Source organism: Nitrospira sp. (assembly GCA_016788885.1).
GTDB lineage: Bacteria > Nitrospirota > Nitrospiria > Nitrospirales > Nitrospiraceae > Nitrospira_A.
Genome location: JAEURX010000031.1, coordinates 1 through 12,560 on the forward strand (window position 1 = coordinate 1; position 12,560 = coordinate 12,560).

Consider the following 12,560-nt stretch of genomic DNA (forward strand, 5'->3'; position numbering starts at 1 on the left):
GTAGCTGACAAACTTCGCCATCCCGCGATCCGAGCAGATCTTCGTCAACGCACTCGTCAGCGTCGTCTTGCCATGGTCCACGTGCCCGATCGTCCCAATGTTCACGTGCGGCTTGCGTCGCTCAAATTTCGCCTTCGCCATGATTCACTCCTTTTCTCAGAACACTGTTTGTCCGGAATCTGATCGTATATTTCGATGCCTTCGCGAGCAGCTACGACTCCGCCTCAACACATACGGCCATGGAGCCCACGACGCGGATCGAACGCGTGACCTCGTCCTTACCAAGGACGTGCTCTGCCAACTGAGCTACGTGGGCCCTCACTACACAGCCGCCATCTGCTCGCACATCCTCTGCCCGCACCCGTGGTCAAGCATGCTGGAGTTGGAGCGGGCGATGGGATTTGAACCCACGACAGCCAGCTTGGAAGGCTGGAACTCTACCACTGAGCTACGCCCGCCCCCGGCAAACCCACCAACACTTCGACACTCTCTCTGCACAAGTCCTTCGCCAAGGATTCGGCACGACGGCACATCTCTCAACGCCCTGTCCCGCAATCGAGCGCGCAGCCCGCGCGCGACCGGATTGATATGGACTCAGTTTGGTGGGCAGGCAAGGGTTCGAACCTTGGAAGCCATAAGGCAGCAGATTTACAGTCTGCCCCCTTTGTCCACTTGGGTACCTGCCCGCTAGATACGCATTCCCAAACTTGAGCGATCACGCTTCATTTCAGAGAAAACTAGAGCCAGAGCCGTTTCATTCTGACGTTCGGAGAATGAAAGTAAGCCCCACCACGCACAGATCCCCAGCAAAACGACATGGCTGGGGCGCTGCTAAAATGAGGATTGACCTGGCTTTGAAAGCAGCCGATTTTATTTGCGACGCATCCCAATGTCAAGGGGGTATGTTCTATGCAGGAACAATTCTACTGGGCGCTGGATCCGGCGCAGATGCCAGGCACACTCTGAAGCGGTCGAGGACGCCCAAGCATCTGCCTTGCCTGGCGAATCATGTCGGAAGGACTGCCCAGCACCTCCCGCATCAGTGTCGATAACTCAGCGACCGACAGGCGAAATTCCGGAGCCAAAAATCGTTTGCGAGCCATCGTTTTCTCTCCCGGATCCTCCGGCTCATAGTATCCGGTGAGCGCGGCGTCCCGCTCCGCCTGGTCGAGACGAGCAATCCAGGCAGGCACATTCACGGCCTGACCGGACGACCGATGCTCGCGGACGCGCTTGGCATTCACCTCCAATTGCGTCCACACAGCCCAGCCGATAAATACCGCCCAGGTCTCATTAAGCACTTCCCAGGATTCCGTCTCACTCAGAAATCGCTCCTCCTTTAGCCCCTTATTCTGAAGCACCGGCGTAATCAAGACTTGCTGGTACCGACAGCGTTGCTGCTCACGAGCGAACGCCATCATCGAGGCCTGTGCTTCCGATGGAGTGACCGTATGCTCAACAAAGTCCATGTAGGCATGGAACAATTCGTGGTACAGGGTTTCTAATTCTTTGTGAGTCAATTTACCCAAGGGGCGAAGCGTTCGGCCCGCACCATTCAAGGAGAGCGTACGATCCAATATCATCCGATGTTCGGCCGGATGATACTCCGCCGCATAGGCATGCAGATCTTCAAACTCGAACGCCACGAACTGTTCAGGGATCTGCTCGAGAAAGCGGGTGGGGAGATGAAGCGTCCTAGCCTCCGCAACCAATGTACGCCAGAGTCGTGAGGAATCCGGAGCAGGCGCCACCGCCGCAACCTGGCCGGACAGCACCATAGCCCACGCCGCTCCCATCGCAACCGCAACAAGCAGACCGCGCATCCAGCGTGTATATGACCGCACCGCGTCCATCATAATCGAGAATCGCAGATTGACCGGCAGACACTAGCCCAACGAGGCAGAGCAGGCATCCGACCTATACATACCGATCGTGGCCGCGCCCCCAATCATGGCCATACCCTTCTTCGACGAGGGCCAGCGTTTCAAACAAACGCGGCGACACGTGATCCAGAAACCGCGACGGCTTCGAAAGCAGCATACCGGAGCTCTTGTCGTACACATTGATCGGATAGGTCAGGAACAGGTGGCGCTTCGCCCGTGTCACGGCCACATACATCAAGCGCCGCTCCTCCTCCAACTCCTCGTCGCTATTGAACGAAAATACCGATGGGAACTTGCCGTCTACGACCCACAGCAAGAACACGCATTGCCATTCCAACCCTTTCGCCGAATGAATCGTCGAGAGGACGACCTGCTCGTCATCTCGCCCGACCGACTCTACCTCACGTGCACTGCCATCCGGGGGAGCCAATGCCAGGTCGGCTAAAAATTCCGTCAGCCCCGGATAACTTTCCGCGATGGTATGCAGATGATCCAGATCCCGAATCCGCTTGGGATAGTCATCATGATGATCTTTCAAGATCGGCAGATAGTACTCATACACCCGATTGACCTGCTCCGTCGGACTGAGGTCGTCACTCACGGCGAGGTTTTCGAGCACATCTGCCAATGCGCTCAACCCCTTTCCGGAGCGCCCGCCGGATCCTCGCAACGCCTGATAGGGATTCGTCACTCGCATCATCGCCGCCACGAGGTCCTGCGCCTTCTTCGGCCCCACACCTTCGACCAGCATCAGCACACGATGCCAACTCACGGCGTCCTGCGGATTCACCACGACTCGCAGATGGGCCAGGAGATCCTTCACATGTGCGGCTTCAATAAACTTGATCCCCCCCCGCTTCACAAACGGCAACCCCGAACGCGACAACTCGATTTCCAGATCAAATGAGTGGAAACTGGAACGAACCAGGATGGCAATTTCGCTCAGCGGGACGCCCTCTTCCCGCAGTTCCAGAATTTTCTGTGCGACGAACCGTGATTGGGCGTTTTCTCCGCCCGCCTCGACCAGAGCCGGCAGCGGCCCGTCCAGTTTGCGGGTGAACAAATGCTTTGTGTACTTCTCCGGTGCCTCCTGAATAATGTCATTGGCCAGGCTGAGAATCGGCTGAGTGCTGCGGTAGTTTTCCTCGAGTTTATAGATCGTCGCACCCGGGAACCAGGAGGGAAATTCCATGATGTTGCGGAAGGTCGCGCCGCGAAACGCATAGATCGACTGCGAATCATCGCCAACCACCATCACATTGTCATGGGTGGCCGCCAACTTCCTGATGAGTTCCGCCTGCAGGCGATTCGTATCTTGATACTCGTCCACCAAGATGTAGCGGAACTGCTGCGAGATCGTCTGTCGGACCTGCTCATCTTTCGTCAGTAATTCACGCAGCAGGACCAATAGATCGTCATAGTCCAGCAGTTGGCGCTGCCGCTTCGCAAGTTGATAGGCTCGCTGCAATTTGGCCAGCGCCTCCAAATGATCTGCGAAGTGTGAAAACTCATCGAGCACAATGTCTTCCAACCCGCGCAACGTGTTTTCGCACTTACTGTAAATCTCCGCGATGGTGCCCTTACGGGGGAACCGCTTATCCTTCTCATTGAGCCCGAGCTGAGCACGTAACAACGCAATCAAATCCTCGGCATCACCCCGGTCCATGATGGTAAAGCCCGGCTCTATCCCCAGCACTCTCCCATACCGTCGCAACAACATGTTGGCGACTGAGTGAAACGTGCCGCCGCACACCCGCTGACTCCGCGACCCGATCAGCGCACCGACACGTTCCAGCATTTCCTCTGCGGACTTACGCGTGAAGGTCAACAGCAGAATATGCGCGGGGTCCACGCCGGAATCGATGAGGTAGGCAACGCGATGGACCAGGGTCCGCGTCTTTCCGCTACCCGCCCCGGCAATCACCAGGGCAGGACCGTCAACCGCCGTCACAGCCGCATACTGTTGCGGATTGAGCTCCTTGGCGTAATCCAGCGAAAATTTTCGCGCGTGATCCTGATCGGCAGTCCGTTTGAGAATATACGGTTTCATATCTCGGTCCATGTTGGCTTCCGATGAGCGGTGAGGCGCACGAGTGGAGCGGACGCGCTGTATAACATACCATCGGATGCCTTGCAACGACAGACGCCCACGGGATCACTCCTGTTCGGAAGCATGAGAGGAAGACTTGGACCTGCAAAATGAGTCGTATATAATGCCCACCCAGCAAAGGACATACGACTATGCCGACCAAACCACATCCCTTCGCGCAACAAATGCAAACCGTGGCAGAGCTCATGCTGGCCGTGTCAGGGGAATCCGTATCGGTGATCAAACGAGCAGCCCCGGAACAGGCGTTGAAGCTAAAGCATCAGGACGAATGGGGAATTTATCTCGAATTTTTGCGGGCCATGTTCAATCTGACCGATCGGGTCTCCGCACTCCACATTCCCCTGAGAGAACAGCCGCAATTTATGGACGAGTTGACCGACACCGTGATCGATCAACTCAAGAAGGCGCTTGAGCCGGCCTTCGGTGCCGGGGACGATCAGAGGGAAATCGTCATGACAATTGGGACCGCCGTATCCGAAAGCCGTCAAACGTATGAGCGGTACCGATTTTTAGTCACGGAAGACAGCACAGCCAAGAACGACATGTACCAGGATTTTAGCGACCGCGTCGCTCGTGCCGTTGGAGCTCCCGGTAACCCGAAGGTGACAGCGGCTGCGACCCTCTGCATCGCCGCCGTGCTTCCTGCGCTCACGGGAATCTTCGAAGGTCAGGCGCCACCGGCTGCAGCCGGGGCAACCGCCAGCGCCACGAGCACACCGCCTCGGGGGACCACCGGCGCCGACATTAAACTCGTCAGTGTGATGTCCAGCATCAAAGGGGAAGAAGTCGAGACGCGATGGGGACTCCATCCGCGGTTTCGTCAAGATCTGACCCAAGAAGAGGCAAAACAACTCACGGCAACTATGAATCGGGTCGCCAAGATTCTCGGAGAGCGCTACGCCGCCGTGGCCTTTTCTGACCAATGGGCATCCTGGCATAAAGCCGGACATGCCTGACGGAGCGAGCCTAACTCGAAACCCGTCGGTTCCTTCCTCACCCATCGATCATCATTCCATGGAGGCCTCGTGCAAGCACCCGATCACATTCAGCCCCCTCAAGATTCGGTTCCTCAAAACCTGCACCGGCTGGGTGAACTAGCCAGAAATCTGTGGTGGAGTTGGAATCAGCCGGCACGACAGCTGTTTGAATCGATCGATCCAACCCTCTGGTTTCTCACACACCACAATCCCGTCCAGCTACTGACCAGCGTAAAACCGGAACGCTTCGCTGCATTGGCAAACGATCCCACCTTCGTACGACAATATTCCGCGGTGCTACGCAGCTTCGATCAATACATGAGCGATAAGAGCACCTGGGCGGCCACGGAATTCCCGGCGCTCCAGAGCTCTCCGATCGCGTACTTCTCCGCAGAATTCGGGCTCCATATCTCCATACCGATCTATAGCGGAGGCCTCGGCATTCTCGCCGGAGACCATTGCAAGGAAGCCAGCGACCTGGGCATTCCGCTCGTCGGAATCGGGTTCATGTATCCGCAAGGATATTTTAAACAGCGGATCAACCCGGAAGGGTGGCAGGAGGCCACCTATGTCCCGTTCAATCGACACGACTCACCGATTCATCAAGCCCTGACGCCGGCCGGTGTCCCCTGTTCCATCAAGGTGGAGATCGGCCACCGCCAAGTGACGGTACTGGTGTGGCAGGTTCGCACCGGCCGTATGTCCTTGTATTTGATCGACACAGATGTCGCCGACAACACGCCGGAAGATCGCGCCCTCTCCGCACGGCTCTACGGCGGAGATCAGGAAATCAGGCTCTGCCAGGAGTTTCTCCTAGGCATCGGCGGCGTGCGCATCCTGCGTGCGCTCGGCATCAGTCCTGCCGTGTGGCATTGCAATGAAGGGCATTCCGCCTTCCTCACACTCGAGCGCATTCGCGAATTCGTCACCACGGGACACAGCCATGCTGAGGCCAGTGACCTCGTCAGGCAAAGCACAGTCTTTACCACCCACACGCCGGTCCCTGCCGGCCATGACATCTTCCCGTTTCACCTGATGGATCGATACTTCCACAACTATTGGGGACAACTCGGCCTTTCGCGCGAAGAGTTCCTCCGCCTCGGCGAAACACCGGAGAACGCCGGACACGGCTTCAACATGACGGCGCTGGCCATGCGACTCTCCGCCCATGTGAACGGAGTCAGCCGCGAGCATGGACGTGTTTCCCGGCAAATGTGGCAACACCTGTGGCCCGGCCTGGCACAGGACCTGGTGCCCATCCGAAGCCTCACCAACGGTATTCATGCCCCCACATGGATCTCGCCGGAAGCCAATTCTCTGTATGCCAAGCATCTCAGCCCGGATTGGGCGGAGCGGATCGATGATCCGACCATCTGGCAGCGCGTTGCGGATCTACCCGACGATGCGCTCTGGGCCGTTCGCCAAACCACACGGCGTAAACTGATGCGATTTATTCGTGAACGCGCTCGAGACGGCTGGATTCGAGGCCACCTTCAACCCATGCAGGCGATTGCGAGAGGCACCCTCTTGGATCCAGAAGCCCTCACGATCGGGTTTGCCAGGCGCTTCGCCACCTACAAACGGGCGACCCTATTGTTTCGCGACCTCGAACGCCTCAAGCAGCTACTCCACAATCGGTGGCGGCCCGTTCAGATCATCTTCGCGGGCAAAGCCCATCCCGCCGATGAGCCGGGGCGGTACTTTATTCATGAAGTGCTCAACTTTTGTAATGATCACAAGCTCGGTGGCCATATCGCCTTCCTGGAAGACTATGACATGCATATGGCCAAGTATCTCGTTCAAGGCGTCGATGTGTGGCTGAACACTCCGCGTGCACCACTCGAAGCGAGTGGCACCAGCGGCCAAAAGGCCGCGCTCAATGGAGTCATTAACCTCAGCGTCCTGGACGGATGGTGGCAGGAAGGCTACAACGGCGCGAACGGCTGGGGCATCCAGCCACTGCCTGAAGGAACCGATACGCAAGCACAAGATGCTCATGATGCCGAACAGCTTTTCCGCCTACTTGAACAAGAGGTTGTCCCGCTGTTCTACCAGCGCGATCTTGATGGCATTCCACGAGGCTGGCTGCACATTGTCAAAGAAAGCATCAAGACCGTGGCGCCACGCTTTTGCACCAAACGCATGGTCAAGGAATACATGAGGCAGCTGTATGCACCGGCCACTGCGCGCACTCCGAGCAAGTGGTAGCATGATCGTCAGAAAGTCTTTGTTCCCACGAGGTTGTCCATTCGTGATGAAGGGGCTGCCCGTCGGATTCGTACTGCTCGCGCTGAGCGGCGCCCTCCCCGTGGCGGCTGCTGCGCCATCCGCCAAGCCCGCTCTTACGGCAACAGAGCGAGAGGCCACGACACTCTATCAGGCAGGGGAATACCATCGCGCCATTGAGTTACTCCAAAAACTTCCCGCTGGCCAGGAACCTGGTCGCGAGGTGATCCGGTATGGACTCCTCAGTCAACTCAAGCTGGGAAAGCCTGAAGAAGCGTGGAAACTCTACCCTAGACTCGTTGCGACCAATCAGCCTGATGAAACAGCCGTGCTGCGTGAGATCGCACGAGGATTCATTCTTTCCCGAGTCCGAGATTCTCAGGAGCATATTCGAATTGCCGCCTACACAGCGCTGGCGGAAATGGGTGAAGGTGAGACGCTGCCGCTTCTCGAAGATGGCCTCCTGGACTCCTCAGCCCTTGTCCGTGCAAGGGCGGCGGAGGCTATCGGTCGAGCCGGACTGGCGGGACGATCGACCGCACTGAAACGTGCATTGCGAGACGAAGCGCCAGGCGTGCGTATCGCGGCCATCAATGCCCTCAGTGACGCCAAGGTATCCGGCATTACTGATCAACTGACGGAAATCGCCCGAGTCGACGAGGGCCCCGAGTCGATCTTTGCCTTCGCCGGGTTATACAAGCTCGGACGAACGGATGTGTTGACCGACATCTCCAGCGCCGTGACTTTGCCCGATCCCGAGGTACGAATGGCAGCATTGGGCGTGCTTGGGCGCCTCCGTCGCCCTACAAGCCTGTCAATTTTGAGCCAGGCCGTATACGACCCGCACCCTGCCGTCCGGGCCTTTGCAGCGGGAGCTCTGGGCGAATTCGGGAGCGTTGAGGGCATTGCTCCGCTGACCCATGCCCTGGGCGACGAAAACCCACGGGTCCGTGCAGTTGCCCTTTCCAGCCTTGGCCGGCTTGGCGTCGCGGAAACCCGGAGTGTCATCCAACCACTCTTGCGGGACGCTGACGAGCATGTTCGAATCAGTGCCGTGGAAGCCTTACTTCGATTAGGTGATGCCAGTGCGGTTTTGAACGCAGCGGATCTCGCCCGACATCCCGACCCATCCGTACGTGGCGATGTCGCGCACGCCCTGGCAATTGCGACGGCCCCCAGTGCACTGCCCATTCTGGAAACGCTACTCCGAGATCAACAACCGCTTCCTCGCCTCATGGCCGCCAGAGCCTTGGGCAAGTCCCAGTTAAAATCTCTCGTCCCCACCCTGAAGATCGGCCTCCAAGATTCCGATGCCGCAGTTCGGATTACCTCCGCAGGAAGCCTGGTGCACGTCCTGTCACGCAAAGGAAAGGCGCAGTAGCCACTAAGGCTGACCAGGCCGACTCCCACTGCTCGACGCACTGTCTGGTAAGGTCGCTCCCCATGCGAGGCACCTTGGAAACGATGCTTCGGGAAATCACCCTGGAAGGCGCTCGAGGCGTTCGCAAACATTGGCAGTCGCGGTATCAGGGTCCTAATTAGGAGAGGGGGGCAGAATGACGAGCCGGAAAAATCTAAAACAGCTTCGACGAGAGGAGATCCGCAAAGGACACGAGCACAGCTGTAACAATTCGAATGAATCAGGTACTACCAGTCGCAGGTGATGCTCTTATCAGAATGGAGGATGCCCAGACTCAGGACCAAAAAGATCTGGCAGAAATCAGGAGGAACTACCTATGAAATGGTGGAGAGAGTTTCTCAACTGCCAGCTGCCGGCGACATACTACCTACATCGGAGGCCATCGTGCCTGATGGACTCCGAATTACACTGCGGCCGGTTGCTTCTTCCACTTCGCAAGGATGCGTTCGACACGCATCTTTACGACCATGTCGCTATCCTTCAATAATGGCTTAATCGCTTCACGACCGCGCTCATCGCCGATGGCTTCGAGGGCTGCAGCAGCCGTAAGCCGTGTGAACCAATCCTTATTCTGCAACATTTCGATGAGTGGATCGATAGCCTCCGCCGACTTGATTCGGCCTAGTGCGATAACAGCCTGTTTCCGAACTAATTCCTCTTTGTCCTTCAAGGCTTTGATCAGCCCGGGCAAGGCCGGCTCGCCGAGATTGACTAAGGCGTCAGTCGCATCCTCCATGAACTCATCGTTCCGGAGTTGTTGCATCAGTGGATCTAGGACTCGCTCATCGCGGATTTTCCCCAGCGCCATGATCGCGGATTTTCGCACATCCCAGTCACGGAGAAGCTTGAGCAACACGTCTACCGCTGGAGATCCAATCTGCCCTATACCCTCAATCGCAACTTCCCGTACCTGCCAGTCACCATCACGAAGAGCAGCGGCGAGCGGTTCCACGCAACGTTCATCGCCCATTTCCCCCAATGTGATCGCGGCTTCTCGTCGAACGACCCAGTCCGGATCCTTGAGAAGGTCGATCTGAATGTCGATTTCGTCCTTAACCTTCTCTTCTTCGAGCACCACCTCCTGCGTGGGGTCAATTAGTTCCTGCCCCCCGGCAGAAGATTCCAAGGACACAGCAAGTTCGTCTGAGACCTGATCCGTCAGAGCCTCATCCGTAACCTGGCTGCTAGGGGAAACAGCCTGGGCCTGTTGTTCGTTTTCACCAGCATGTTCCATGTTCAGTATTCCTTGTTCCGCAGGGGTGCTTTGGATCATCAGTTGCTAGCGCGGTTTAGGCTTTTGCTTCGGCCTTATTACCCGCCGCATGCTTCATCCTCAGTGCCAACGCGCGTCGCTTCCGCTGTACACGCTTGAGCCGTTTGCGCAATGAGCGAGAAGCCGGACCGCTTGAGGCCCCGTTGTCATCTTTCGCCCGTGCAGCAAGCTTCTTCTTGAGTCGAATTTCGTCTGATTCGCCAGCCTGTTTCTTTGCCATTCAGCTCCAACCTCCAACTGTTAAGGTCGATATCCATCGAGGAGCGACCGTTCAATCAACAGTCACTCCAGACCGGGCAGTCTAATCAAGTGCGTGAGGATGTGTCAACTGAGAGGGTGTCTGGCCGCAGGCGCTAAGACACGATCAGGACGGGGACGGTATTATGTGCAGAATGATCGGCCGCCAACATGCTTCCAATTCGTCTTTCACGCCGAACATACAGAGCTTCCTGCGGCATCATCCTGGGAAGAACCGCAGGCGCTTCAAGGCCGGAGTCTTGTCGAGCTGGCTGCCTGGCCGCTCGTGTGTCGGTATTCAACAACTGGCCTGCAACTGCGGGAATTCTAGAGGAAGGGATCTGTGCCACCGGGCGATGGTCACCGATGACTTCTATCTGTACAACTGAGGTGCCCGCGTCCACCATGTCCAATTCGAGAGCCGCAGCGTGCGAGAGATCCAACATTCTACCTGGAATATACGGGCCTCGATCATTGATTCTGACTTGAACTGATTTGCCATTCGTCAGATTCACGACGCGCACCAGGCTCCCGAGTGGAAGCTTACGATGAGCTGCCGTATAGGCAGTCATGTCGAAGACTTCACCGTTAGCGGCAAGCTTTCCGTGAAAGTCCTTTCCATACCACGAGGCGACCCCTCGATCCTTAATTCCTACATCCAACGAGAGCTCGCCTTTTGGCAGGGAAGAACAGGCATTGAGAAGCAGGAAGGCCAGGAGGGGAATGGCTGCGTATCCGGTCTGGCGATACGACACGGTCCGGAAGTTCCTATCCATTGAAGCACCTCATGTGTAAGCCTACTCACCACCGTCTGCTTGAGCACTCTTCGGGAAGGTGATCGTAGGCTACGAAACATTCTCCATCGCGACAATACCGTCTGGGTAGCAAGGCCCCCTACCAACGGAGCGAGGCTCTCATCCCCTTCGAAATAGCATCAAGCCAGACGGCATAGGTCGGCGAATGAGACAGGAACGGTGTTCACACAGACGAATAGGCCCGTTACCTCAATGCTTTAGCAGCTGCAAAATCATAAAGATCGCCCATGCAGGCGTTTTGTCGTTACCACGGAATCAGCACGAGCCGTGGCAACCAGGCAACACCGTACTCGCTTTCTACCGGAACCGGATTGATCGATCCTCGAACCGGGTATTCACCACAAAGCGCTCAAAATTCTTCTCTAGTACTTCCGAGAGAATGTCCTCGCCATCCTGCGGATCGAACCAGAACACATTGTCATGGTTGCCGGAATGCGCGTCAGTTCTCACGATGGCGCTTTCATCTTCCCGGTTCTTCGCCTGAATCACCAGCTTGGTTTTGGCTTCGATGTCCGTCAACAAGAACCCACGCTTCGCGTCAACAGCCAACTCCAGAATCTTTCCAGAAAGCACGACATCAGGCCCATTTTCTGCGGTCACCGGAGCCACCTTGGCATACTGCACGTGCCAGCCTTTTCGCTTTAGATAGTCAGCGAACGCCTGGGCAGTTTCCTCTCCCGCACTCCCACTCGAGACATTAAAATCCGTCTCCCCGCCCCACATAGACGTTCGGCTTCCCACCTTGGCACGATCGGCTCGCGCATCTTCGAATGGAATGACGGCAACCCGAGGCCCTGCCATCGGCCTGACTGCCTGCACGGAACCGACAACGTCCTTGCCGGCTTTGGGGGTGAGATTCATCGGAATGATGTCGCCTTTTCCAGAGCAGCCCGTCAGGAGCAGTAACACGACGGCCACCGGCGCAGATACCCCCCGCACCACATGCTGTCGAATCATAAAATCTCTCTACCTCCTTGTGTACAACACATCATCGAGAAATGGTCTGCACTTCACTACCGATGAAGGACGATCGATCGCGCGAGCAGCCCCTCACGCGTCTTGATATATTTCAACGTAACTTTGTCTCCCGCATGGATGTGATCGAGTCCGATCTTCCTCTTCCCCCGCAGAATAACGGCACCCTGCTGGACGACTGCACCAACCACAATGCCCTCACTTGAACCGTGCTGCCCCTTCACCACAATGACGGGAGGAACGTCACCCGCACCAATGCTCTCAACCGTCCCTCTGATTTCGTGAACTGCATTGTTGGCTGCATAGACGGAGGTGAGGAAGCTTCCGAGCCCGGCGAGCGCCACGCAGAGAACCGCGCCAATGACCAGCACACCAAGCAAGCTCAGCCGCGGTTGATTCACGACCCTTCCCATCTCCAACCACCTCGTCGCGCTGTATCGCACAGGAACACTTGCCGGATAAAGTCGCGGAACTGTAGCAGTTACGCACCACGCTGTAAAGATATGAACAAGCTTTCTCTCCTACCGTCGTCATGCGCGGCACGCGTCCATCTCTTGACTGCAATCGGGACGGTCGGTAAGATCACGCACGAATTGCCACACCACGTGCCACGTTAACAATCAGCAGGACTCACACCCATCCAG

At 56.9% G+C, this 12,560-nt stretch carries 11 protein-coding genes and 3 tRNA genes; 3 read left to right on the plus strand and 11 right to left on the minus strand.

All coding sequences use genetic code 11. The annotated features are described in order from the left end of the window. The 6 genes from tuf to JNL86_08365 form a co-directional block, all read right to left on the minus strand. The coding region (gene tuf / locus JNL86_08340) for an elongation factor Tu (protein MBL8042912.1) at nucleotides 1-141 on the minus strand (141 nt) is incomplete at its 3' end. A 99-nt stretch (nucleotides 142-240) separates the two neighbouring features. After that, a tRNA-Thr gene (locus JNL86_08345) sits at nucleotides 241-316 on the minus strand. Between the two features lie 67 nt (nucleotides 317-383). Next, nucleotides 384-458: transfer RNA gene (locus JNL86_08350), tRNA-Gly, on the minus strand. 142 nt (nucleotides 459-600) lie between these two features. Further along, nucleotides 601-686, minus strand: a tRNA-Tyr gene (locus JNL86_08355). Nucleotides 687-923: 237 nt separating this feature from the next. Beyond that, a complete protein-coding gene (locus JNL86_08360; protein MBL8042913.1) occupies nucleotides 924-1,844 on the minus strand; it encodes a hypothetical protein in 921 nt (306 codons plus the stop codon). A gap of 73 nt (nucleotides 1,845-1,917) precedes the next feature. Further along, nucleotides 1,918-3,933 (minus strand): ATP-dependent helicase, encoded by a 2,016-nt coding sequence (locus JNL86_08365; protein ID MBL8042914.1) that lies wholly within the window; start codon nucleotides 3,931-3,933, stop codon nucleotides 1,918-1,920. Nucleotides 3,934-4,124: 191 nt separating this feature from the next. Between JNL86_08365 and JNL86_08370 the strand changes: the two genes are divergently transcribed. The 3 genes from JNL86_08370 (at nucleotide 4,125) to JNL86_08380 (ending at nucleotide 8,577) form a co-directional block, all read left to right on the plus strand. Then, nucleotides 4,125-4,949, plus strand: a complete 825-nt coding sequence (locus tag JNL86_08370) for a hypothetical protein (GenBank protein ID MBL8042915.1) — start codon at nucleotides 4,125-4,127, stop codon at nucleotides 4,947-4,949. 69 nt (nucleotides 4,950-5,018) lie between these two features. Then, a complete protein-coding gene (gene glgP / locus JNL86_08375; GenBank protein ID MBL8042916.1) occupies nucleotides 5,019-7,178 on the plus strand; it encodes an alpha-glucan family phosphorylase in 2,160 nt (719 codons plus the stop codon). Between the two features lie 43 nt (nucleotides 7,179-7,221). After that, the gene (locus JNL86_08380) at nucleotides 7,222-8,577 is read left to right on the plus strand and encodes a HEAT repeat domain-containing protein (protein ID MBL8042917.1); all 1,356 of its coding nucleotides are present in this window, start codon (nucleotides 7,222-7,224) and stop codon (nucleotides 8,575-8,577) included. 442 nt (nucleotides 8,578-9,019) lie between these two features. Here JNL86_08380 and JNL86_08385 read toward each other — a convergent pair whose 3' ends face one another. The 5 genes from JNL86_08385 to JNL86_08405 form a co-directional block, all read right to left on the minus strand. Beyond that, nucleotides 9,020-9,850 (minus strand): HEAT repeat domain-containing protein, encoded by an 831-nt coding sequence (locus JNL86_08385; GenBank protein ID MBL8042918.1) that lies wholly within the window; start codon nucleotides 9,848-9,850, stop codon nucleotides 9,020-9,022. Nucleotides 9,851-9,905: 55 nt separating this feature from the next. Next, on the minus strand, nucleotides 9,906-10,109 hold the full coding sequence (locus JNL86_08390; protein ID MBL8042919.1) for a hypothetical protein: 204 nt from the start codon (nucleotides 10,107-10,109) through the stop codon (nucleotides 9,906-9,908). Between the two features lie 133 nt (nucleotides 10,110-10,242). Further along, complete coding sequence (locus JNL86_08395; protein MBL8042920.1) at nucleotides 10,243-10,902, minus strand: septal ring lytic transglycosylase RlpA family protein; 660 nt, start codon at nucleotides 10,900-10,902, stop codon at nucleotides 10,243-10,245. Nucleotides 10,903-11,238: 336 nt separating this feature from the next. After that, the gene (locus JNL86_08400) at nucleotides 11,239-11,898 is read right to left on the minus strand and encodes a hypothetical protein (protein ID MBL8042921.1); all 660 of its coding nucleotides are present in this window, start codon (nucleotides 11,896-11,898) and stop codon (nucleotides 11,239-11,241) included. A gap of 56 nt (nucleotides 11,899-11,954) precedes the next feature. Then, entirely contained in the window at nucleotides 11,955-12,329 is a 375-nt protein-coding gene (locus JNL86_08405) for a hypothetical protein (protein MBL8042922.1), read from the minus strand. Nucleotides 12,330-12,560 lie beyond the last annotated feature (231 nt).

Coding starts and splice junctions, on each gene's coding strand:
- JNL86_08400 (MBL8042921.1), bottom strand. CDS start 11,898: ATGATTCGACAGCATGTGGTGCGGGGGGTATCTGCGCCGGTGGCCGTC.
- JNL86_08390 (MBL8042919.1), bottom strand. CDS start 10,109: ATGGCAAAGAAACAGGCTGGCGAATCAGACGAAATTCGACTCAAGAAG.
- JNL86_08385 (MBL8042918.1), bottom strand. CDS start 9,850: ATGGAACATGCTGGTGAAAACGAACAACAGGCCCAGGCTGTTTCCCCT.
- JNL86_08395 (MBL8042920.1), bottom strand. CDS start 10,902: ATGGATAGGAACTTCCGGACCGTGTCGTATCGCCAGACCGGATACGCA.
- JNL86_08370 (MBL8042915.1), top strand. CDS start 4,125: ATGCCGACCAAACCACATCCCTTCGCGCAACAAATGCAAACCGTGGCA.
- JNL86_08405 (MBL8042922.1), bottom strand. CDS start 12,329: ATGGGAAGGGTCGTGAATCAACCGCGGCTGAGCTTGCTTGGTGTGCTG.
- JNL86_08365 (MBL8042914.1), bottom strand. CDS start 3,933: ATGAAACCGTATATTCTCAAACGGACTGCCGATCAGGATCACGCGCGA.